The following is a 24172-nucleotide window of genomic DNA, read 5'->3' as shown; positions in this document are numbered from 1 at the left end:
AAAGATTGGTGTTTCCCTTTAGGTTTCCGGAATAAAAACTCATATGGAACATCTCCTTAAAAAAATGATTTATGCTATAGGCATAAATGACAATATATTTTTATGAGTGCATACGGTTTTATATAACCTAAAAAAATTATATTTATTGAGATTTTTATTTATATAAAATCCGGGGAACCCTATCAATATTTTTTCCGCGTCATATTATATATTGTAATTTAAAATTAACGGAGGTAATACATGTACCCTTACCTTGGTTCGGGTTCTTATATTCAGTGTCCTGTTTTCTACCGGCAGTCGATGTCAATATATAGCCCTTATTTTCAGATGAGGTCAGACCAGTATGCTGGGCATTTCTTTCCCGGGATTAATCAGAGAATATATGAGCCGGGTGTTACGCCGGATATTATGAATGAACAAAAGTTAAAAGAGATTGAGGCTGAAACTGAAGTATTAACTACGCTTAAAAACCTGGGATTATCAGATGAAGAAGCAAAATTGCTTATCTTAAGAATAATTGAAGTTGTGAATGAGTAAAGCGATACCTCCTACTGCAGAACAATAACTGCAATAGGAGGTATTTTATGTTTTATTAGGTATTCATTGTACAAAAATTTAAAATCCCTGAATTACACAGGGATTTTATTTATTATAATGAAGTTCTTTAACTGCTTGCCCTGTTTATGCTGTCGCTTCCTGTCCTGGATAAAAGCAGTGAAATAAACATATTGGCGATAGAAACCTTTGGAAAGGCCATGGCGATAAATCTTCTGAAGTTTTTAACCTTTTCGTCCTTCTCGTTCATGTCCGGGTTGTAGTAAATTAAAAATTTACCTTCTATCAATACCTTTTTGACTTCTCTGTTGAATTCCGCCTGATTTCTGCTTAATATGAGATTCTTTATACTTTTTATATAATCATCGAAATCCGACCCGGCTTTGATTTTCTCATATTCCTCCAGTATTTCATTTATGAGTTCTTCCAAATCATATGTCTTTATCCGTTCAATTCCTATCTGTTCTGCCGTTATTTCGGCCATGGCAGGCAAAATGGTATCCCAGCTTAAATTCCCGTCGCTGTATTGCTTTAAGGTTTTCATTATCTTATATATTATAAGCTCATTTCTGGCAGAAGACTTCTCTCCCCAGTCCAATCCCAAAAAGCTGTATACCTTTTTAAAATCCTCCATGTTAATGGTTTTAACATAGTTTTCTTTATAAACTGCTGCCTCCGCCATGGAGTGAAAATAGTATTTGCTGCCTTTTAGCTTTCCGAATTTTTTCAGGGTATCCAAATATCCCATTTCTATATTTATTAATGAGCGTTCACCGTTAAAATCCAAAACTCCCCCCAAATCTCCGGAGTTTTTGATATTTATAACATTAAGCTTATCCGTATTCACTTTTCTTACAATCCCCGGTCCTGCAACGTCAACGACTATGATGTCCTTAACTCCCTTATCCTTCATTAAATCCAAAGGAATGTTGTTATACACTCCGCCGTCGATAAACTTCTTATCATCTATTTCATGGGGTTTAAATGCGGGAAAACAGGCGCTGGCAATGAGATAATCGATTAGTTTTCCTTCCGGAATCTCGGCTTTAAATAGCTGCACCGGTTTGAAATCCGTCAATGAAAAGGTTACAATTCCTAAATCCATTGGGGATTTCCGTATTCTTTCCTCATCCAGTATCTCCTGCAGCATGGTTTTTAAGGGAGTAACATCCAGGCCTCCCGATTTGACAAAATTTCTTATGGTGCTTGCAAGGCCTAAAGAATCCTTGGCATCATTTGCCTGAGCTATGGCTTTTTCTATTTTTATTACACTTTCCATTTTTAAACTTGTCCATAGATTCCATGCAGCATCATAATCACCCTGAACTATGGCAGCACCGTTCAGGGCACCTACCGAAGTACCGGTTATTACCTTGATGGGTATATTAAGCCCTTTTAAAGCTTTCCAAACCCCTATTTCATATGCACCTTTGGCACCGCCTCCGCCTAAAACTACCCCATAACCGCTCATGATAACGCTCCTTTATAGTTATAACTTGTACAATTATTAAATAGGCCGGTCGTATAATCTTATTATAATTATATCAAATTAAGTGCAAAAAATATTATTAAAATAATTGTAATATATTGTATATAAAGATAAGAGGCTGTATATAAACAGCCCCTTTAACATTTTTATTTAATTATTGCAAAACATTGCCGCCTTTTATACCCTTTATTACTTTAGACGGGCATTTTGTAACACAAGTCTGGCATTCTTTGCATTTGCTGTAATCTATTACCGCCAGGTTGTTTTCAAACTTTATGGCATCATTAGGACAGTTCTTGAAGCACAAGCTGCACCCTATACATCCTACAGAACATGAATCCTTAACGTCCTTGCCTCTGTCCTTTGAACTGCATGCAACGCGCACTCTTTTTGATGTCGGCACTATGCTGATTAATCCTTTTGGACAAATATTTGTACATTTTCCGCAGCTTGTGCATTTATCTTCATCTACTACTGCCACACCATCTACTATGCTTAAAGCCCCAAAGTCGCATACCTTAACACAGCTTCCCAATCCCAGGCATCCATATGAGCAGGATTTCGGTCCTCCGCCGGGAATCATGGCTGCATCTCTGCAATCCTGTACGCCGTAATATTTATATTTATCCTTACTGTTTGTGCACACGCCGCTGCATTTAACGTAAGCAGAAGTCCGTTCCCCTGCTTCCACTGACACTCCCAAAACCTCGCCTATTTTTAAAGCGCTGGCCGCACCTCCTACAGGACAGGCATTAGGCTTGGCATCACCTTCTACGATGGCTTTTGCCAAAGCATCACAGCCGGGATAGCCGCATCCTCCGCAGTTGGCACCGGGAAGAGCATCTCTTACCAGCGGTACTTTCGGGTCAACTTCAACAGCAAACTTCTTTGATGCATATCCTAAGACAGCACCTAAAACCAGACCGATACCGCCCAAACTCACGGTAGGGTATACAATATTCATTAAATCCATAAATACCCCTCCTTATAATAGGCCCTGAAAGCCTAAAAATGCCATTGCCATAAGCCCTGCGGTGATAAGTGAAATGGGGAAGCCCTGCAAAGCTTTGGGCATACTTGCATTGTTATCAATCCTCTGCCTGATTCCGGCAAGCAGCATAATGCCTAAGAAATAACTCAACGCAGCACCTATACCGCTCACAATTGACTCAATTAAATTATAACTCTCATTCATATTGATAACAACAACGGCTAATACGGCACAGTTTGTTGTTATCAGGGGAAGGTATATTCCAAGAGCTTTATAAAGACTTGGACTAGTCTTTTGTATTACCATCTCGACGAACTGTACCAGTGCCGCAATAACAAGAATGAAAGCAATTGTATAAAGATACTCGATGTTAAAAGGCTCCAAAATAAAATTGTACACAAGGTATGCTGCAATGGAAGCCAGTGTCATAACGAAGGTAACGGCAAGACCCATACCGAAAGCTGTATCTGTTTTCTTGGAAACTCCCAGGAACGAACAAATTCCAAGGAATTTTGAAAGTACGAAGTTATTTACCAATATTGAACTTAATAATATAATAATCAGCTTTGTCATTCTCAATCCCCCCTCCTATTCAGCACTTTTTGAAGCTGCGGCACAGCTGTCATATAAAGTACAGTTGGCACATCCCGGTTCCAATAATTTCGGCTGTTCGCCGGGCTTTGCCTTCTTAATTCTGTAAAGGTTTATTCCTGCCATTATTATGCCCATGGTGAAGAATGCACCGGGGGCTAATATCATTATGATAGCCGGCTGATAAGACAGGGGCATTATCCTCATTCCGAAGAAGGTTCCGGCGCCTAATACCTCACGGAATATGGCAAGGGACATCAACGCCAGTGTAAAGCCTACTCCCATTCCTATTCCGTCAAAGAGGGATGCTATAACCCCGCTTTTTTGAGCATAGGCTTCGGCTCTTCCCAATATAACACAGTTAACAACGATTAATGGTATGAATATACCCAGTGATTTATACAAAGTAGGTACAAAGCCCTGAAGCAAAAACTGGGTTATTGTAACGAAGCTGGCTATGATAACAATGAAAATAGGAATACGTATTTTATTTGGAACCAGTTTTCTTATGGCAGATATAGCGATGTTTGAAGCAACCAGTACAGCGGTTGCTGCTATACCCATTCCCACCGCATTTTCCATGCTTGTGGAAACTGCCAGTGTAGGACACATAGCAAGTACCTGACCATATATGGGATTTTCATTTAATATACCGTTCTTTATTCTTTCAGTTAAAACACTCACTATTATTGTCCTCCTTTCACTGATGTATTATAGAAGTTAATAGCTTCATTTACTCCGCCTGTCACTGCCTTTGATGTTATGGTAGCGCCTGTGATTGCATCCACCTGATTTTCTGTTACCGCTCCTGTTTTCATAACCTCAAGCGGTTTGTCTATTGGTTTATCCTTAAACTGGTCGGAGAATTTGGGATTTGCCGCATTGGCACCCAATCCCGGAGTCTCCGAATGGCTCATTACTTTAATTCCGGATACTTTTCCTTCTGATGATATACCCACCATTACATTTATAAGACCGCCAAAACCTTTGGGTGTAACTGTAAATGTATATCCGATTATTCCGCTTCCTTTGTAGGCTTCGCTTACTTCCTTAATCATGCTGTCTTCATTTATCTGCACCGCTAAATCCTTGAAATCATCTGCATCTGGCAGTATTTCCTTCATAGCATTGTTCTTTTCTATAATAGCCTGCTGTGCAATAGGCTCTTTTGTGACTTCATATGCAGCCCCCAAGCATATTCCGGCTATGGCTGCGAATAAAAGAAGTATAAATCCGAGTTTTAAATTCTCTTTCACCTACTTCACCTCCCCAAAAGCTTTCGGGATTGTGTACTGGTCAATCAATGGCACCGCAAGGTTCATTAAAAGTATTGAATAGGATACGCCTTCGGGATAACCGCCGTATACACGTATAACAGTAGTTATTATGCCGCAGCCTACGCCCATTATAATCTGGCCTGTTGGCGTCATGGGCGATGATGAATAATCCGTTGCCATAAATATGGCGCCCAGCATCAGACCGCCTGCGAAAATTTCATATACGGGATCGCCTGTAAAGAATCCGTTTCTTCCGAAAATCCAGGACATTACAAAAACTGTGCCTATATATGAAGCCGGGATATTTATGCTTATTACCTTTTTATATACAAGATAAGCTCCTCCGATTAAAAGTGCGAGAGCCGATGTTTCACCTATGGTACCTCCCACATTGCCTATGAAAATATTCCAAAGGCCCGGCAGTTCTGCACCGCCCTCTTTTAATATTCCAAGGGCTGTTGCGGAAGCTACCCCATCCACTGTCCATGTTGTCATTATTACCGGCCAGGAAGCAACCAAAAATGCTCTTGCAGCAAGGGCCGGGTTCATGAAGTTCTGGCCTAAGCCTCCGAAAAACTGCTTTACTATTATTATGGCGAAAAAGCTGCCCACCACGGGGATCCACAAGGGTGCTGCCGGAGGCAGGTTGAAAGCTATCAGCAGGCCTGTTATTGCCGCACTGTAGTCGCTGACTGTAATCTTTTGCTTTGTTACCTTCTGCCACAGGGCTTCGGCTGCCACTGCGGATATAATGGACACAACTATTATCAAAGCTGCCTGCAGTTTAAAAAAGTATATTGAGGCAATAGTTGCCGGTGCCAATGCTATTAAGACATCCCTCATTACGTTTTGTACTGTATCGTTGGAACGTATATGAGGCGATGAGGATACAACATACATAGAATCTGACATCCCAATCCCTCCCTTATTTTTTCCTGTTTGCAAGTATTGTTCTTTTTGCAGTACGGAAAGACTGAACAAGGTGGCGCTTTGCCGGACATACAAATGAACAGCTGCCGCATTCAATACAATCCATTCCACGATACTTTTCAAACATCTCAAAGTCATTTCTCAATGCCAGTGCATTCATGGTTGATGGTATAAGATTCATAGGACATGCCCCTACGCATTTCCCGCATCTTATACAATTGCTCTCATCAGGAATAGCCGCCTCTTTTGCTGTAAGGCATAATATAGATGAGGTGCCTTTGACAACGGGTATATCTATATTGCTTACGGTAGTACCCATCATAGGGCCGCCGGCAATAATCTTCACCGGGTCTTCCTTGAACCCGCCTGCTGCTTCTATAAGCTCTCTGAAAGATGTACCTATACGAACATTAAATACCTTAGGCTCATTTATCGCTCCGCCCGTAACCGTAACTATCCTTCTCATTACTGGCCGGCCTCTGAGTACCGCCCTCTCAATTGCAACCATGGTTTCTATATTCTGAACGATACAGCCTACTGCCGAGGGCAACCCTCCCGTCGGAACCTTTCTTCCTGTGATGGCATATATAAGCTGTTTTTCACCGCCCTGAGGATATTTTGTCTGCAGTACGGATATTTCTATATTTTTTTCATCCCTGGCCGCATTTCTCATTGCTTCTATGGCCTGGGGCTTGTTATCTTCAATTCCTATATAGCCCTTTGCTTCTGGAAACATGTAAAGCACAATCTTCAAACCCTCGATAATCCTTTTTGATTCCTCCAGCATAACCCTGTAGTCAGATGTTATGAAGGGTTCACATTCAGCTCCGTTTACGATTATGCGGTCAATTTTGCTGTCAGGAGGCGGTGCAAGCTTTACATGTGTCGGGAATGTTGCTCCCCCCATACCCACTACCCCTGCTTCCTGGATAATCTTAGTGAGTTCCTCTTTTGACATCCCCTGGTAGCTTTCTCTCGGCTTGAGGCTTTCATGTTTTTCATACAGTCCGTCGTTTTCTATAACTATGGACATAACCTTTGTTCCGCCGGCTGTCAGCATTGGTGCGATATTTTTAACCGTACCGGAAACGCTTGAGTGTATTGGAGATGAAACGAAGCCCTTCTCTACTCCAATCTTCTGACCTAACAGAACTCTGTCGCCTTTCTGGACCAGCGGCTCACATGGTGCGCCGATATGCTGTGACAGAGGAAAAACTAAATCCCCTTTGGGCAACAAATACTCTATTTGTTTGTTTTCAGTAAAATGCTTTCCGTGGGGCGGATGTATTCCTCGCTTAAAAGTAAAGGCTTTCATACAATTCCTCCTGTTCTTAATATTTTAATATTGTTTACTTAATTGTTAGTAAAGATCATAAATAGGATAAGTATATATAGATGTGTAGCAAATTTTTTATCTTTTGCCAGGACCGATAAATTATATTATTTTTTTGCTTTAATCCCTTGATACAGACCAATTTATCTAATATAAAATATCATATCTTAAACTTTAATGCAACTTTGACACAGCCTTAACCATAGCGTCTCCAAATTTTATTTATTATAGTATTACAGCCATATTTTTGTATCAAACAGCATTTACCGTAAAATCATAATTTGAGAAACAGGTACCGTTTATTCATTGCACGCATATATGTCAAACCCTTGTATATGAGAGTTTCTATTTTTAAAAATCACAGCTGCTTTTATATAAAACAGTTTTAATTATTATTGTTTTATTATATAACAGATTGTTTTGAAAAAAAATTAACAAGTCGATTTAACAAGTTAATTATTTAACATTACTAAGCATCCATAGTCCACAAAAAACTGAATATTGGCAGTTTTAATGAACCTCAGTCGTTGAAACTCGCATTTTATCGCAGATATGTATTGAAATGTAGTTTCTGAAGCTGTAATTTTATACTTTAAAATATAATCTATTTTACTAGTTTTTCAAGAAAATATTTAGTAAAAATTCATCATTTTTATAATGGATTTACTGCTTTTTATTATATTGTTAAAAAAATATCTTTTATTTTTAACATAGTGATATTTTTAACATATTTTTTTATACTGCCCAGCCTTTATACAGTGGTAAAATAGAGATATCAATACACCAGGAGTGCAGTATATGAAACTGAAATTACCCGCCGAAGTAAATTTTATTATAAAGAAGCTTAATGACCAAAGCTTTGAGGCATATATTGTTGGAGGCTGTGTGAGGGACATCCTTCTGTTAAAAGAGCCAAAGGATTGGGACATATGCACCAATGCCCTGCCCCAGATGGTAACTGATATATTTAAATCCTTCTGTAAGGTTATACCTACGGGAGCAAAGCATGGCACCGTCACTTTATTATTGAACAAAAAACACTTTGAAGTGACCACATACAGAATAGACGGTGCCTACAGCGACTTCAGACGGCCGGACAGCATTTCATTTACCTCCTCCATTGAAGAGGACTTGTCAAGAAGGGATTTTACCATAAATGCTATGGCTTATAATCCTTCAAAAGGCCTTATAGACCCTCATGGCGGTCAAAGAGACTTGAGCAAAAAAGTAATAAACTGCGTTGGGGATCCGGAACACAGGCTTTTTGAGGATTATTTAAGGGCTTTAAGAGCTGTACGCTTTTCCTGCCAGCTGGAGTTTGAAATATCACCCGCAACTTCTGCTTCCATAAAAAGGCATAATGATTTAATCATACATATAAGCAAGGAACGCATAAGAGAAGAGTTTATCAAGATATTGTTAAGTACGGTGCCTGAAAAAGGAGTAAAAATTTTTATAGAATACGGCCTTCTTTTTTATATAATACCCGAATTGATTTATGTGGCGGAAAGCCCTTTGTTTTTAAAATCTCTGAAAGCACTTGGCTATTCGCCGGCGGATTTAATAACCCGGCTGGCGATAATTCTATATCCCGTAAGACATGCAAATAAAAAGCCGGCCAATGCCTTAAAATACCTCCGTTTTGACAATGATACCGCAGTTTCAGTATCCAATATTTTAGACTGTGCCATGGCTCTTCCTTCTCTTAGCATGAAAGCCGTTAAAAAATTTATGACAAAAGCCGGAATTCAAAACCTAGACATGCTTTTTGATTTATTAACTGCAAATGCTAAGGCAGCGGATGATAATTCAGAGGAACTTCTATATATAGAAAACCTCAAGGATAAATGCAGCGGTATTATAAAAGAAAAAGAACCATTGACATTGAAGGACTTAGATATAGATGGCAATGACATAAAGGCTCTGGGAGTAGTTGAAGGGAAAAAAATAGGCAAGTTATTAAATACCCTTTTGGATATTGTACTTGATGAACCAAAGCTTAACGATAAAGAGATACTTAAGAATATACTGAAGGATAAATTTATATAAAAATGGACTGGGGCTGCTGGGTTTCAAACACTGCATTCGCCATGTTCGAGTTCTGCAAGTTCTAAGGCTCCCTGCCTTGAAAATACAAGAATTTTGATAACTCGCTATCGCTCAAACAATCTAAAATTCTAGGTATTTTCTGCGGCAGCGTCACCAAGAACTTTTAAAGAACTCTCACAATGCTCATTACGTTGTTTGAAACCCAGCAGCCCCATTTTAAATTATATTACTTTTCTAACATCAAAGAGGGAATTTAAGACCAGCCAGTTTTGCGGAAAGAACCTATTTATTGTCCAGTAGCTTACGCCGCCGGTCTTAAACTCGTTTGCCAATCTTAATTTTGCCTCAATGCTTCGGGCATCCTCAAACCACACTACATGATTGCTTCCGTCGGCACCGCGGTAATTGAAGAAAGGAGTCATGGCCTTCTGATCAAACTGTATGGCAGCCCCTGCTTCCCTGGCCCTGTTAACCGCTTCAGGATTGGAAATAGCCGATGCAGCGGTGCCTTCCGCATAAGGAAGCTTCCAGTCATATCCGTAATTTGGTATTCCCATCAATATCTTTTGGCTGGGAATTGCCGTTACTGCATAATCCAATACCCGTCTTACCTGGTCAAGAGGTGCCACCGCCATGGGAGGTCCATAGGTATGGCCCCATTCATATGTCATGAGTATTACATGGTCTAAAAGCTCCCCGTGAACGGGATAATCATGGGCTTCGTACAAAAGGCCCGGCTGATCTGCCGCATTTTTGGGAGCCAGTGCTGAAGTTATAGTGTAACCTAATGGCCTCAGCCTCTCCACTGCTTTTCTTAAAAAATTATTATACTTTTCCCTGTCTTCCGGATATATATATTCAAAGTCGATGTCCAAGCCGTGATAGTTCTTTGTCCTTAAAGTGTTTATTACATTTTGAAGCAGAGTTTCCTGTACCTGCTCGCTGTTGAATATTGCCCTGGCAACATCGCTATTAAAGCCCCCGCCCTGCTCTATGTTTGTTATAACCATTATGGGGGCTACCCCTGCGTCCCTTGCAGCCTGAATAAGGGGCTCATCATTTACGGTTCTCAAGCTTCCGTCAGGGTTTACCTCGTAGCTGAATATGCTTAGATAGGTAAGATTGGGAAGAGTTTTATTAAGTACCTCCATATCTATATTGGGAAGTGCATATCCGTTTACCTCTAATGTACCTAATTTTTTAGTTCTTTGCGGAATATTTATTATCTGTCCCGCATCTATGCTTTCCGGACTTGTAATGCTGGGATTGGCGGCAAGTATATCTTCGCTTGTGACACCATACATCCTTGCTATGGAATATATTGACTGTCCTGGAGCCACTCTGTGAGTACGTTCACCTTCCAATATTACTATGGTCTGCCCCACCACCAGCTGATCGGGGTTTGAAAGCTCATTGTCAGCAATAATCTTTGACGGAAGAACGCCATAGCTTCTGGCTATTGAGTATATGTTCTCCCCCGGTTTTACAACATGTATAACCAAAAAAACACACCTTTCAAAATACAATGCTATGTTTTTAGTATATGCATCATATTATTGAAAGGCGACCATACTTAAATTGCGGAATTTTCCACTCTGATTATATTTTCAATTCTCAATACGCTTTGCAGACCTTCAATGGCTTTTATGGCTTTTCTCATGTCTCCTTCGGAAGTTTTGTGGGTTATGAAAACCAGGGGCACAAAGTCCTTGCTGTTACCTTTTTGGATAACTGTTGAAAGGCTGACATTGTTATCTCCGAATATGGTGGATATCCTCCCCAGTACACCCGGCACATCCCTGACAGTAATCCTTATATAGTATTCTGACTGAGCATACTCTATATTGTTTACATCCATGGACCAGTGATTGTTGCGGCTTGCATTGCTGCTTGAAAGGTCGATGTTGTTTCTCAATATGGAAATGATATCTCCTACAACAGCGCTTCCCGTAGGCAGGTCTCCCGCACCTCTGCCATATAGCATAAGATCTCCTACCGCATTTCCTTTTATGAATATGGCATTAAAGGAATCATTCACATTTGCAAGGGGATGCCTTGAAGGAATCATGGTAGGATGCACCCTTAATTCTAAAGCTCCGTCTATTTCTTTTACTATTGCTAAAAGCTTTATGGTGTATCCAAACTCCTTGGCATATTGTATATCCACCTGTTTTATATTTCTGATGCCTTCTCTGTAGATTGAGTTTACATCAACCCTTGTTCCGAAGGCCAAGTTGGCAAGTATGGCAAGCTTGTAAACTGCATCATATCCGTCCACATCCGATGTAGGGTCAGCTTCGGCATAGCCCTTTTGCTGAGCTTCATAAAGAGCCGAATCAAAATCCATACCTTCGTGTGCCATTTTTGTAAGTATATAATTTGTCGTTCCGTTTATGATGCCCATTACCTGCTGGATTTTGTTTGCCGTAAGGCTCTCATTTATACCGTGTATTACAGGTATTCCCCCTGCTACGCTGGCTTCATAGTAAAGCATTACGCCTTCTTCATCGGCAGCCTTGAATATTTCCTCGCCTTCCGTAGCAATGGCTAATTTATTAGCTGTTACAACGTGTTTTTTGTTTCTTATGGCTTTTATCATATAATCCTTGGCAGGATGCACTCCACCCATAAGCTCCACAACTATTCTTATGCTGTCATCATTGAATATGTCATCGGGGTTTGTGGTTATAAGGCCTTCCGGTACGTCTACAGCTCTTGCCTTATTTTTGTCCCGGACGAGAATCTTTGCCACCTCTATTTTATACCCCGAACGTTTTAGTATTTCTTCGCTATTGGTGTTGAGAATCTTCCATACCCCTTGACCTATATTGCCTAACCCTAAGATTGCAATTTTAACATTATTCATTAGTCTATCACCTCACAACTTAATACGTTATTTATATATTTTTAGTTTATTTTACAAATTTATTATAAATTGCACGTATTGATTTTTCAAAATCACAGGATTCCACCCCGATTATGATGTTCATTTCACTGGATCCCTGATCTATCATCCTTATGTTTATATCGTCCTCGGCAAGAGCCGTACATAACTTTGCCGCGGTTCCTCTTACGCTTGCCATGCCCCTGCCAACAGTCGCGATTAAGGCAAGATCTCTTTGCACATATACGTTATCCGGCTTACAGACACAGTTTATTTCGTCCAATATGCACTTTAAATTTCCGTTTAATTGACCGTCGGCGGCTATTACACATAATGTATCGATTCCTGACGGCATGTGTTCAAAGGATACATTATATTTCTCAAAAATCTCCAAAAGCTTTCGGCCAAAGCCTATTTCCGAATTCATGAGATTCTTCTCTATGGTTATAACCGTGAAGTTTTTCTTTCCTGCCACCCCGGTTATAGCCCCTTTATTGTCTCCCTTTTCTATTTCGCTTACAATGAGGGTGCCGGCATCTGCCGGTGAATTTGTATTTCTTATGTTTATAGGTATTTTAGCCTGTCTTACGGGAAATACCGAATCCTCGTGAAGAACAGTAGCGCCCATGTAGGCAAGCTCTCTTAATTCCTTATATGTTATTTTCTCTATTATTTTAGGCTCATCCACTATTCTGGGGTCAGCCATTAAAAATCCCGATACATCTGTCCAGTTTTCATATAAATCCGCACCTATGCCGCGGGCGACGATGGCTCCCGTAATATCCGAACCTCCTCTTGAGAATGTCTTTATCTCACCATTAGGCAGTGACCCGTAAAACCCGGGAATTACCGCATTTTTTACCTTAGATAATTCGGCACTCATGACCTCCTGGGTCTTTTCAGAATCCAATTGTCCGTCTTCATTAAAGAAAATCACGTCTTTAGCATCCACAAAATCAAATCCCAGATAGCTTGCCAATATAAGGCCGTTTAAATATTCTCCGCGGCTGGCGGTATAATCCGCCGAAGCTCCCTCTGAAATTCGCTTCCTTACTATATCCAGATGTGCTTTAATATCAAAATTAATGGGTAATTCCTTTACTATTCCCATATACCTTTCGGCTATAATATCGAATACACCGTCAATAGGCTCATTGTTCTTAACATAATCATGACATTTGTATAAAAGGTCGGTGATTTTTTCATCTTCTTTATTTCTTTTCCCCGGTGCCGACGGAACCACGAATCTTCTTCTTTCATCAGCCCTTATAATTGCTTTCACCTTTTGAAATTGGCCGGAGTCAGCCAGGGAACTACCTCCAAATTTTGCTACAATAATATTGCTCATGCAAATAAACCCCCGAAAATAATAAATAATATAATAAAGTTACTGCACAACTTCCTCTAGGGGACCTATGTCCCCCTTCGGCGTAAAAATGCCTTAGCATTCTTACAGAACACCCCCCTGACGGCAAGGGCGTCCCGTCCTTTTCAATCCTCGTTTTTAATAAAATAGAAAAGAGAACTTTCCTATTTTATTAAAATAAATAATTTCTTTTCATATGCTTATATATTTAAAATATCAGAAACTACATCTTTCATTTTATCCCTTGGACAGGTGGTTTTATGGATAACCGGTCTTGTTTCGATATCCTTTATGGGCTGCGGTATATCAAGGCCGCTTAACTTGCTCATTTCATCCATCAGCTTGAAGTCGCTAAATTGGGCATATTTTTCATCTATGGAAGTCATAACCGACGACGTAAATTTGTAAGGGCTGGCAGTGGATACTATAACTGTTTTTGTATCATCCTTTGTTTCTTCAAGATATTTCTCATAGACATTATATGCAACGGCCGTATGGGTGTCCATTAAATAGCCTTTTGTCTTGAATATTTTCCTTATGGTGTTCTTCGTCTCTTCTTCCTTTGCATAACCGCCGTAAAAATCATACAGCTTTTCTTTCATTTCAGAAGTTATATCATAAACGCCCTTATCCTTTAAAAGCGCCATAAGTTCTTTTATTTTTTCCGAATCCTTGCCGCTTATTTCAAATAGCAGCCTTTCCAAATTGCTTGATATCAGTATATCCATAGAAGGCGATATGGTGGTGAAGAACTGCCTGGTCCTGTCATATCGTCCGCTGCCCATGAAATCATACAATACCTTGTTATCATTGGATGCACATATGAGCTTGTTTATGGGAAGTCCCATTTCTTTTGCATAATAAGCTGCCAGTATGTTTCCGAAATTGCCTGTAGGTACCACAAAATTGACTTTCTCGTCTTTAGCTATTTCGTCTTCACTTAAGATATTAAGATAAGCATGAAAATAATACACAACCTGTGGGATAAGCCTTCCTATATTAATTGAATTTGCAGAAGAAAACATGTATCCCTTTTTATCTAAAAGCTCAGAGTATTCATTGTCGGTAAAAATCTCCTTAACGCCGTTCTGGGTATCGTCAAAATTGCCTAAAACCCCGACCACATGAGTGTTTTTACCCTTATGTGCAGTCATCTGGCGCTTTTGTATCTCGCTGACCCCATCCTCGGGAAAGAATACTATAATGCTTGTACCTTCAACATCACTGAAACCTTCCAATGCGGCTTTGCCCGTGTCTCCCGATGTGGCAGTTAAAATCACTACTTCCTTGTTTATGTTCTGCTTTTTGACAGCTGTTTTTAAAAGATAGGGAAGTATTGACAATGCCATATCCTTGAAGGCCAATGTAGGCCCGTGAAAAAGCTCTAAAAAATATGTTTCCCCGACTTTTTTAACGGGGGCCACATCCTGTGAGTCAAACTTGCTCCCATATGCACCCTTTATGCATGCTTTGAGTTCGCTTTCCTCAAAGTCGGTTAAGTATCTGCTCATTATAAAATAAGCCAGCTCCTTGTAATCCATCTTCTTCATCTTTACAAGCATATCTTTAACATAGGGGAATTTTTCAGGTACGAGCAGTCCGCCGTCCTCGGCTATTCCCTTTATTATGGCCTGGGATGAAGATATGTTTTTTATACTGCCGCGAGTGCTGTTATAAAATACTTGCTCCACTTTTCCACATCCTTTTATGTTTACATTGTTATATATTTATTAATTATTTCGGCTGCGCCATTTTAAATCATTATAGCATGAAATGTGCTTTACGGCCTTCATGTCAGATAATTTTTCATTATTTTCCAACATGGCCTTCCAGCCAGTCTACAAATTGGCGGGCCGTTCTGGGTGACCGTCCGTTATACCATATCTCCCATTTTTTTGCTTCCTTTAAAAGCTCTTCTTTATCCATCACAATCCCCCTCTGGGAAGCAAGCCCTTCTACTATTTTAAAGTAGGAATCCTGATTTGGCGAAGTAAATACTACGGTTATTCCAAACCTATCGGCTAAGGACAGCTTTTCCTGCATTGTATCGACTGAATTCACCTCGTCATCGCGGTTACCGGAATGCAGCCCTGCTCTGTCGCTGAATTTTTCCTTTATGAGATGGCGGCGGTTGGAGGTGGCATATATCAACACATTTTTAGGCCTGCTCTCCAAGCCCCCTTCCAAAACCGCTTTTAGAGAAGTAAAGCTCTCTTCACTGTCTTCAAAAGCCAGGTCATCAACAAATACTATGAACTTCTGAGGCCTGTCTTTAAGCTGGCGGATAATTAAAGGAAAATCCATGAGATTGTTCTTTGGAACCTCCACCATCCTCAAGCCCTGGGTATGGTATTCGTTTAAAATGGCTTTTACAGCCGTAGATTTGCCCGTACCCCGGTCTCCGTATAAAAGGACGTTGTTGGCAGGATAACCTTTTAAAAACTGAAGGGTGTTGTCGATAACCACCTGGCGTTCGGCGGTATAATCAATAAGATTTTCAAGCCTTACAGGGTCTGAGTTGTCGATCCCCTTAAGATAGTAGCCCTCAATTCCTCTTTCCCAAACAAAGGCTTTGTATTTTGCAAACATACCGGTGCCGTTTTTATTATAAAAATCATATAAGTCCTTGAAGTTATCACTCCATTTTTCCGATGCCTTAAGTATATTTACTGTCTTCTTTGTATTTGACTCTTCATTTCTTTCCTTTATGGTGCTGACCGCCTGCCATTCAGGAAGCCTGTCTATCAAGCTTTCTTCAAAGGAGGATGCACAAAGATATTTCTTTGCATCCCTTTTTAAGGCTTGGGAGGATAAATTCGAAATGCTCAAAAGGCAGTCCAGATCATTCAATACCGCTCTCTTCAAGCCTTCTTCTATTTCCACGCCCTTTGAACTCAACTTAGCAAACGCATTGTCGTCAAAGAGAATATTTTCGATTATATAATCCTTAAGTGAAGTCCTGGGCTGAGAAATCAATTCAAAATAAAAATCGTTATAGTAGTTTATAAAGCTGCGTATTTCACCGTTATCCACAGTCAGAAAGCAGCTTACAAGCTCATAAAGCCTGCCTAAGGTGCTGTCTTCAAACAGATCTCTGTAGACAGACAATGATTCAAAATATAATCCGTAATTTATAGGGTTTTGTTCCTGTGAAACTGCATTATCCATATTTTTTTCACCTCTGTATGTATTCCAATCAACTGTAAATATTTCAATTATAGGTTTTTCCGCCGCCAATGTCAAGCTGCGGGACGGTTAACAATTGTTTGGCTTTTTTACATAATCAGGACATCCTGAAAACCATATCAGTTTAAGAGGTAATGTTATTGTAAATACTCAAATACAGTGTTATTCTGATATACATAAACTTAATAATATTGGATTTAATTGGAGAATTGTCTATGAAAAAGAAAGGCTTTCAAAAGAAATATCTGTTTGTGCTGCTTCTTCCTGCGGCATTTTTCCTGGCGCAAATTTCTGCTGCCCACCCTGAATTTGTTGAAAAATTATATTCAAATACCATATATAAGCCCATCGGTATAATATTAAGCAATATAACCGGTATCTTTCCCTTCTCCGTTGCAGAGCTTACAGTATTATTATTAACGGCATTGCTTTTATATGGTATTGGTAAGGTTATCATGAGCTTCATAAGAAGAAAACCTAATGCCTTAAGGTTTTTTCTTAATTACCTGGGAAATATATTAATCTTTACAAGCATAATTTACTTTCTTTTTATGGTACTGTGGGGTTTGAATTATTACAGGCAGCCCTTTTCCAAAATAACCGGCCTGGATGTTTCACCTGCCGACCTTGAAGAATTAGAAGAAGTATGTGTTATGCTCATAAACAATGCTAATGACCTTCGTCAAAGGATGGGTGAGACGGAAACAGGCACCATGAAGCTTAATTCCACCTTGCAGGATGCTTATTTGCGGGCAGGTGCAGGATATGAAAATGCATCTTCTCTTTATGCTGTTCTTGACGGAAAATTCGGAAGGCCAAAGGGAGTCTTTGCATCAGTTATAATGTCCTATGCAGGGATATCGGGCGTATACTTCCCTTTAACCTCCGAAGCTAATGTAAACAAGGATATGCCGCCTTCCATGCTTCCATGCACCATCAGCCATGAAATGGCTCATCAGAGGGGCTTTGCCAGAGAGGATGAAGCAAATTACATAGCTTATCTTACCTGCAGGCTGCACCCTGATGATGATTTTAAATATTCAGGGGTGCTCCTTGCCTTGATAAATTCCATGAACGCTTTATACAGCTATGACAGGGAAAAATATTTATACCTCCGCCAAAGTTACAGCGAAGGTGTAAATAAAGATTTAGGAGAGCTAAATGCCTTCTGGCAAAAATACGAGGGTCCTTTTGAAAAAATTTCAAACAGTATAAATGATACTTACCTTAAAGCCAACAGGCAGCAGGACGGGGTTCACAGCTACGGAAGAATGGTAGACCTAATTATAGCCGAGCACCGCGCTGAAAAGCAAATTCCTTAAGCTTCTTCTTTATCTTCGGGCTTTTCGGCCACAACGCCTTCGGTGGTTAAGAATATGGAGGCTATCGATGCCGCGTTCTGGAGGGCTGACCTGGCAACCTTTGTAGGGTCAATAATACCTGCTTGTATCATATTTACGTATACGCCCTTAGAAGCGTCAAACCCGACACCCGGCTCACTAATTTTTACATGATTTACTATTACAGAGCCTTCATAGCCCGCGTTGTCTGCTATCTGGCGAAGGGGCTCCTCTAAAGCCCTCAGTATGATCATTGCTCCTGTTTTTTCATCACCATTAAGATTATCTATCAGTTCTTTCACTTCGGCCATGGTATTTATATAGGCTGTGCCCCCGCCGGGAATTATACCTTCTTCTATTGCAGCCCTTGTTGCGTTCAGTGCATCTTCCATCCTTAATTTCTTTTCCTGCATCTCAGGTTCTGTGGCAGCGCCTACCTTTATTACAGCAACACCTCCGGAAAGCTTTGCCAGCCTTTCATGAAGCTTTTCCAAATCATAGCTTGATTCTGTAACCCTTATAAGGTTCTTTACCGATTCTATTCTTTCTTTAATATCATCTGCATCGCCTGCTCCATCCACTATAAGGGTATTTTCTTTATCCACTTTTATTTTCTTTGCTCTTCCCAGCCATTCCGTCCTCATCTCTTTTAAGCTGTATCCTGTTTCATCGGATATAACCTTAGCTCCTGTGAGGACAGCAATATCTAAAAGATTGGTCTTTTTCCAGTCGCCGTAACCTGGTGCTTTTACGGCAACGCAGTTAAGGGTACCTTTTAATTTGTTGACGATAAGAGTTGCCAGAGCTTCCCCTTCTACTTCATCTGCGACAATTAAAAGCTTTGCACCTTGCTTAATTACAATTTCAAGAGTCGGTATGAGCTCCTGGATGCTGCTGATTTTTTTATCTGTTACAAGTATGAAAGGATTTTCAAGTACTGCCTCCATCTTGTCCGTGTCAGTTACCATATATGAAGATATGTATCCTTTGTCAAACTGCATGCCTTCAACCACATCAATGGTAGTCTCGGACAAATTGGACTCATCAACGGTCATAACACCGTCTACGGTTACTTTTTCAATAGTATCGGCTATAAGTTGTCCAATTTCTTCATCTCCCGAAGAAATGGCGGCTACAAAGGCTATGTCCTCTTTGCCTTTTATATTCTCGCTTCTTTTTTTAAGAACTTCGACAGCCTTATCAACGGCTTCTTCTATTCCTCTTTTCAGCATCATTGGATTTGCGCCTGATGTCACATTTTTAAGTCCTTCTCTTACAATTGCCTGGGCCAAAAGAGTGGCTGTCGTCGTGCCGTCGCCTGCCACATCGTTGGTCTTACTTGCTACCTGCCTCACCAACTGGGCACCCATGTTTTCATAATGATCCTCAAATTCGATTTCCTTGGCTATTGTAACCCCATCATTTACAATCATGGGCACGCCGAATTTTTTATCCAGCACTACGTTCCTTCCTTTAGGGCCTAAAGTTACCTTTACGGTGTCCGCAAGCTTGTTGACGCCTCTCTCCATAGCCTTTCTTGCGTCCTCACTGTAGGAAATAATTTTTGGTGACATATTATTACCTCCTTAATGTAAGTGAATTATAATTAAATTATTAAATACGAAATTTAGATTCTTTAGCACTCTTTAATGATGAGTGCTAACAATATAAATTTTAGATAATTTTACTTTTATTGTCAACATTCTTTAATAGCGATAATTTTAAAAAATAAAGAAATTATTATTCCATATTATTTCCACATGGCAGAATTTTTGTGATATACTTGAAATAGCAGATATTCCATATGTCCCAACATCTGTTGCAATATATATATTCTTACTCTTGATTAACACATCTTAAGGATTTTCACGGCAAATCGTAACCATAGCGTTCACTCAGGGAATATTCACATACATATGCCTCTTAAAAGGAAGGGGAATATCAATGATGTTTATTGTTTACCTGATCATAGTAGCAGTTATGGTTATCGTTCAATTATTTATTATCAAGCCCAAAACCCTCGAGCAGTATCTGAAGGAAAATGAGGATAAAGATAAGGATAAAATCAAATCCAAACGCAGCAAAAATAATGTTATTTATCTTAAGAATTACAAGGACCAGGCACGTTGATTAATCCATAAAGATATATGGCAGCTTTACCGTGTGGAAAATATTCCAGGCGGTTTTTTTATTGTCCATTGATAAAGCTTAATAATAAATGTCAATTATGGGGATAATAACAGCTAATTGTTTTTAAATGGAGTTAAAAGGAGGTTCCCATGCATAAATTTTCAGAATATGTAAACCCATACCTTGGCAGCATGTTGGAAAAGCTAAAAATAGATAAAAGCTATGTAAGAGGGGAAGGCAGCTATTTATTTGACTGCGATGGCATAAGGTATTTAGACTGTATTGCATCCTACGGTGCTCTACCCTTTGGCTATAATCACCCTGAAATTAAAAAATGCATTGATGATTATTTTACCTCGGGCGAGCCCAGCTTAATTCAACCCTCCGCCCTCAATGCCGCAGGAGATTTGGCTGAAAAACTGATTGAAATAGCCCCTCAAGGTTTAAGATACGTTACATTTACCAACAGCGGTGCCGAAACGGTGGAAGCTGCAATAAAATTATGCCGTGCGAAAACCGGCAGAATGGGTATCTTAGCAGCATGCAACAGCTTTCACGGCAAGACCTTAGGCGCCCTTTCGGCAACGGGCAAGGACTCATATCAGTCAGGCTTCGGAGCCCCCGCTGAAGGCTTTCACTTTGTTGAATATGGAGATTTAAACTCCCTGGAAAAGGCCTTAAAAAACAATCCTAAATATTATTCAGCCTTTATCATTGAGCCCATTCAGGGTGAGGGCGGTATTGTGGAGCCTCCGGAATGCTACCTTAAATGGGCAAAGGAATTATGCGGTAAATACGGAGTTTTTTTAATTGTTGATGAGATACAGACCGGACTTGGAAGGACAGGAGCAATGTTTGCCTCTGAAATATATGATGTTTTTCCAGATGTATTATTGCTGTCCAAAGCTTTGGGCGGGGGTATAATTCCCATAGGAGCCTGCATATCAACAGAAGAAGTATATAATGAAAAATTTGCAATGAAGCACTCTTCCACTTTTGCAGCAAACTCCCTTGCCTGCAGGGTGGGAATAAAGGTAATTGAGCTTTTAGAGGCTGATAACAAAAATATCATTAAAAACGCAAGGGCATGCGGAAGCTTATTGAAAGAAGGCCTTATAAATCTCCAAAATAAATATCCGGAAATAATAAAATCGGTAAGAGGAAGAGGGCTTATGCTGGGCATGGAATTCAATACCGATAAGGATATTTTCCCCGGCAGCCTCCTTGGAATAATGGCAGAGCAGGAGCTTTTGACACCTGTAATTTCAAGTTACCTTTTAAATAATGAGAGGATAAGGGTGGCGCCTACCTTAAACGGAAACATGGTAATCCGTATAGAGCCTCCTCTCAATATAACCCAAAGGCAGTGCGTTAGTGCCTTAAACGGTATAGAGCGCATGCTTAAAGTTCTTCAGTCAAAAAACACCGGAAGGTTTTTAACCTATCTTACGGGTACAAAATTTTTGAAGAATTTCAAGCCACCGCTTCAGATAAGAGAGGAAGTACCGTATCCTGTGGATGAAAGCGAAGGCCGGTTTGCTTTTTTGGTTCACCCCATTGATTTAAAAAACTATACTGAATTTGACAAAAGCCTGTCCGTATTCAACCCCCTTCAGCTTAAAAAACTGGCTGATACCTGGAACGATCTGGTGGAACCCTTTGTAATTTCAAAAACAAGAGTAGTATCTGCAAAGGGCAAAAAGGCTTATGGTGAATTTATAGTGATACCCAAAACGGCAGAACAGCTTATGACCATGCCAAAAAAGCTTGCATTGGATGAGATAAAAAAGGCACTGGCTATTGCAAAGGAAAGCGGAGCACAGATAGTCGGTTTGGGAGCATATACCTCCGTTGTATCGGGGGGCGGATTATACATAAAGGATGAAGGCATACCCTTAACGACAGGCAACAGCTATACCGCCGTTTGTGCAGCCGAAACTGCAAGATGTGCATTGGAGCGCCTGGGGAGAAAAGAAGAATCATCAACCGCTGCCATAATAGGTGCTGCAGGCTCAATCGGCCGGGGAGTTTCACTGCTTTTATCCGAGAGTATTTCAAATATTATATTAATAGGAAATTCCACAAATAAAAAATCCAGCTTTGACAGGCTGTACATTGTGGCAGCTGAAATTTACAGGTATTTATCCTCACTAATTTATAAGGGTAATAAATTTCCTGAAGGCAGCATAGGGCATAAGCTTTTATCATATGCGAATTTTCCTCCTCATACGGCTTCCGCCGAGGAATTCATAGGCTTTGCCAAAATGAACAGCAAGGCTGCCTCACCTGTTGTAATTACGGCTGATATCGATAAAATGCTCAATGCCGATGTTGTCATAAGTGCCACCAGCAGTACCGAGAGGCTTATTACCCCAGGCAATTTAAAGGAACGGGCAATTGTATGCGACATGTCAAGGCCTTCAAATGTCAGCGAAGATATGGCAAGACTGCGCCCTGATGTTGTTGTAATTGACGGCGGAATCATTGAAGTGCCGGGAAGGCCTTCCTTAGGGTGGGATTTTGGCTTTGAGAAGGGTTTGGCTTATGCCTGCATGTCTGAAACCATGATGCTGGCATTGGAGCACCGTTACGAAAATTACAGTCTCGGGGCATCGGGCATAACCTTGGATACCATGTTAACTATGAGAAGCTTAGCATATAAACATGGCTTTAAGATTGCAGGGTTTATGAGCTTTAACAAGCCTTTACATGAAGATGTATGGCTGGATAACAAAAAAGTTTTATCCTCCGGCGTGGGAGCAAGATAAAGAAGGGCTGAAAGAGCCCTTCTTTATCTGAACATATCTTCAATTTTATCGAAGCCTATTTTTATGCTCTCAGATGTGTCTCTGAAACCTGCCGCACTCTCACCGTCATTTAAAATATATTGATAAAACACGATTTGAGCACTTATTTCCCCCGGGGCTTCAGCTCCCTGCAGGCTGCCTTCGGGAGTCTTCAATGTTATCCTACTCTATCCTGTAGCGCACCCTCATATCCTTTTCATCCGGCTCTATATGAATATCCGATGCGCCAAATAGAAGTGCATTTTCAATAACGGTATTTAAAAACTTTATAATAGGCGCAGCATTTTCATCTTCTGCCGCCGCATCGGTGCCAGCCTGCTTTTAAAGCCATAGGAACGGCCATAATCGCTGGCTGCTTCCTCCGCTCTGTTCTTACCGTAATATTTCTCTATATCGGCTAATATCTCATCCCTGAGGGAACATAATTATACATTAAATACCATAAATTTCTATTAAAATATTACGACATAAAAACCCTTTTCATGCCGTTAAAAAGCCACCTTTCATAGATTTTATCCGCACCATTTTATCGCCTTACCTTTGTAAAATTATGGTGAAATTTATATAAATTTGCCGTTGGAATTTAAGGTTAATATATTGATAAAAGCTGATACGAATATTCTTAATATTTAAACTTTATGTAAATCTGTTGACATAAGGTTTAATTAGCTGTATATTAATAAAAATATAACAAAGCTTTGACAGGGATAAGTAAACAATATCGTATTTCAAAGAGAATGGGGACACGGTGGAAGCCCATATTTACGGTTGTTGAAACTCACCCTCGAGCTGCAGGCTGAAATTAAGTAGGACCTGCCGGCAACATGCCGTTATTTGATGAAGTTATAAATTTGGGTGGTAACGCGAGCAGATTTCTCGCCCCATAAGGGGCAGAAATCTGTTTTTTTATATTTAAAAGGGGGGAAATATAAAATGGCAATCAAAAACCTGGATACATTAAGAGAAGAAATAGAAGATGACAAGCAGTGCACATGCACATATATAACTGAAGGATGCGGAAACTCCTTCTATGAATACCTGAAAGATATTAAATCAGATACAGACGACAGCTGTGACTACTGCACAGCCTTCATGTTCGCGTAGTAATTTCATATACCATTGCTCTCATACCTTTCAAGTACAATAAACAGGAGACACTCCTCTTAAAAGAGGAGTGTCTCCTGTGCTTTTACAATGATATTGCTTATAGTATAGAATGCTCACATTGCTTTAATTTACTTCAT

Annotated in this window: 20 protein-coding genes, 1 pseudogene and 1 other annotated feature; of the genes and pseudogenes, 6 read left to right on the top strand and 15 right to left on the bottom strand. The window is 40.0% G+C overall.

The genetic code is table 11. From position 1 onward, the window contains the following. Nucleotides 1-300 precede the first annotated feature (300 nt). A complete protein-coding gene (locus OXPF_RS13340; protein WP_160317219.1) occupies nucleotides 301-537 on the top strand; it encodes a hypothetical protein in 237 nt (78 codons plus the stop codon). A gap of 127 nt (nucleotides 538-664) precedes the next feature. Here OXPF_RS13340 and OXPF_RS13335 read toward each other — a convergent pair whose 3' ends face one another. The 7 genes from OXPF_RS13335 to rsxC form a co-directional block, all read right to left on the bottom strand. Next, nucleotides 665-2026, bottom strand: a complete 1362-nt coding sequence (locus OXPF_RS13335) for a patatin-like phospholipase family protein (RefSeq protein WP_054875721.1) — start codon at nucleotides 2024-2026, stop codon at nucleotides 665-667. Nucleotides 2027-2198: 172 nt separating this feature from the next. Then, on the bottom strand, nucleotides 2199-3017 hold the full coding sequence (rnfB, locus tag OXPF_RS13330) for an RnfABCDGE type electron transport complex subunit B (RefSeq protein ID WP_054875720.1): 819 nt from the start codon (nucleotides 3015-3017) through the stop codon (nucleotides 2199-2201). Nucleotides 3018-3029: 12 nt separating this feature from the next. After that, nucleotides 3030-3608 carry an electron transport complex subunit RsxA gene (rsxA, locus tag OXPF_RS13325; protein WP_054875719.1) on the bottom strand — a complete coding sequence of 193 codons (579 nt, stop codon included), beginning with the start codon at nucleotides 3606-3608 and terminating at the stop codon, nucleotides 3030-3032. 15 nt (nucleotides 3609-3623) lie between these two features. Then, complete coding sequence (rsxE, locus tag OXPF_RS13320) at nucleotides 3624-4310, bottom strand: electron transport complex subunit RsxE (protein WP_054875718.1); 687 nt, start codon at nucleotides 4308-4310, stop codon at nucleotides 3624-3626. Between the two features lie 2 nt (nucleotides 4311-4312). Next, nucleotides 4313-4882 (bottom strand): RnfABCDGE type electron transport complex subunit G, encoded by a 570-nt coding sequence (locus OXPF_RS13315; protein ID WP_054875717.1) that lies wholly within the window; start codon nucleotides 4880-4882, stop codon nucleotides 4313-4315. Beyond that, nucleotides 4883-5815, bottom strand: coding sequence for an RnfABCDGE type electron transport complex subunit D (locus OXPF_RS13310; RefSeq protein WP_054875716.1), 933 nt, complete (start codon nucleotides 5813-5815; stop codon nucleotides 4883-4885). It lies immediately after the preceding gene. 13 nt (nucleotides 5816-5828) lie between these two features. Beyond that, nucleotides 5829-7148 (bottom strand): electron transport complex subunit RsxC, encoded by a 1320-nt coding sequence (gene rsxC / locus OXPF_RS13305; RefSeq protein WP_054875715.1) that lies wholly within the window; start codon nucleotides 7146-7148, stop codon nucleotides 5829-5831. Between the two features lie 816 nt (nucleotides 7149-7964). Between rsxC and OXPF_RS13300 the strand changes: the two genes are divergently transcribed. Continuing rightward, the gene (locus tag OXPF_RS13300; RefSeq protein ID WP_054875714.1) at nucleotides 7965-9215 is read left to right on the top strand and encodes a CCA tRNA nucleotidyltransferase; all 1251 of its coding nucleotides are present in this window, start codon (nucleotides 7965-7967) and stop codon (nucleotides 9213-9215) included. 221 nt (nucleotides 9216-9436) lie between these two features. On the opposite strand, the gene OXPF_RS13295 is transcribed toward OXPF_RS13300, so the two are convergent. From OXPF_RS13295 to OXPF_RS13275, 5 genes are all read right to left on the bottom strand, one after another. Continuing rightward, nucleotides 9437-10717, bottom strand: coding sequence for a glycosyl hydrolase family 18 protein (locus OXPF_RS13295; protein WP_054875713.1), 1281 nt, complete (start codon nucleotides 10715-10717; stop codon nucleotides 9437-9439). Nucleotides 10718-10788: 71 nt separating this feature from the next. Beyond that, on the bottom strand, nucleotides 10789-12081 hold the full coding sequence (locus OXPF_RS13290) for a homoserine dehydrogenase (RefSeq protein ID WP_054875712.1): 1293 nt from the start codon (nucleotides 12079-12081) through the stop codon (nucleotides 10789-10791). A gap of 46 nt (nucleotides 12082-12127) precedes the next feature. Continuing rightward, nucleotides 12128-13447 (bottom strand): aspartate kinase, encoded by a 1320-nt coding sequence (locus tag OXPF_RS13285; RefSeq protein ID WP_054875711.1) that lies wholly within the window; start codon nucleotides 13445-13447, stop codon nucleotides 12128-12130. 218 nt (nucleotides 13448-13665) lie between these two features. Then, nucleotides 13666-15156, bottom strand: a complete 1491-nt coding sequence (gene thrC, locus OXPF_RS13280) for a threonine synthase (RefSeq protein WP_054875710.1) — start codon at nucleotides 15154-15156, stop codon at nucleotides 13666-13668. A 118-nt stretch (nucleotides 15157-15274) separates the two neighbouring features. Further along, complete coding sequence (locus OXPF_RS13275; RefSeq protein ID WP_054875725.1) at nucleotides 15275-16633, bottom strand: ATP-binding protein; 1359 nt, start codon at nucleotides 16631-16633, stop codon at nucleotides 15275-15277. Between the two features lie 233 nt (nucleotides 16634-16866). Here OXPF_RS13275 and OXPF_RS13270 point away from each other — a divergent pair, with 233 nt between their 5' ends. Further along, on the top strand, nucleotides 16867-17973 hold the full coding sequence (locus OXPF_RS13270) for a DUF3810 domain-containing protein (RefSeq protein ID WP_054875709.1): 1107 nt from the start codon (nucleotides 16867-16869) through the stop codon (nucleotides 17971-17973). Here the strand turns inward: OXPF_RS13270 and groL are convergent. Beyond that, nucleotides 17970-19565, bottom strand: a complete 1596-nt coding sequence (gene groL, locus OXPF_RS13265; RefSeq protein WP_054875708.1) for a chaperonin GroEL — start codon at nucleotides 19563-19565, stop codon at nucleotides 17970-17972. The two genes, OXPF_RS13270 and groL, sit on opposite strands and share 4 nt — an antisense overlap. Before the next feature lie 370 nt (nucleotides 19566-19935). Between groL and OXPF_RS13260 the strand changes: the two genes are divergently transcribed. Together OXPF_RS13260 and OXPF_RS13255 are read left to right on the top strand one after the other, a co-directional pair. Continuing rightward, entirely contained in the window at nucleotides 19936-20121 is a 186-nt protein-coding gene (locus OXPF_RS13260; protein WP_054875707.1) for a hypothetical protein, read from the top strand. A 149-nt stretch (nucleotides 20122-20270) separates the two neighbouring features. Beyond that, nucleotides 20271-22889, top strand: a complete 2619-nt coding sequence (locus tag OXPF_RS13255; RefSeq protein ID WP_054875706.1) for an aminotransferase class III-fold pyridoxal phosphate-dependent enzyme — start codon at nucleotides 20271-20273, stop codon at nucleotides 22887-22889. A 23-nt stretch (nucleotides 22890-22912) separates the two neighbouring features. On the opposite strand, the gene OXPF_RS22530 is transcribed toward OXPF_RS13255, so the two are convergent. Together OXPF_RS22530 and OXPF_RS23710 are read right to left on the bottom strand one after the other, a co-directional pair. After that, nucleotides 22913-23083: a hypothetical protein gene (locus OXPF_RS22530; protein WP_160317218.1), complete on the bottom strand. Its 171-nt coding sequence runs from the start codon at nucleotides 23081-23083 to the stop codon at nucleotides 22913-22915. Between the two features lie 7 nt (nucleotides 23084-23090). Then, nucleotides 23091-23207, bottom strand: a pseudogene (locus tag OXPF_RS23710) (ATPase, T2SS/T4P/T4SS family); the annotation flags it as partial. A gap of 410 nt (nucleotides 23208-23617) precedes the next feature. Further along, nucleotides 23618-23815 (top strand) — a binding site (T-box leader). 46 nt (nucleotides 23816-23861) lie between these two features. On the opposite strand from OXPF_RS23710, the gene OXPF_RS22525 reads away from it, so the two are divergent. Further along, a complete protein-coding gene (locus tag OXPF_RS22525; protein ID WP_160317217.1) occupies nucleotides 23862-24032 on the top strand; it encodes a hypothetical protein in 171 nt (56 codons plus the stop codon). Nucleotides 24033-24172: the final 140 nt, after the last annotated feature.

The organism is Oxobacter pfennigii (genome assembly GCF_001317355.1).
GTDB classification, from domain to species: Bacteria; Bacillota; Clostridia; order Clostridiales; family Oxobacteraceae; genus Oxobacter; species Oxobacter pfennigii.
This window is presented reverse-complemented; position numbering and strand designations above follow the sequence as displayed.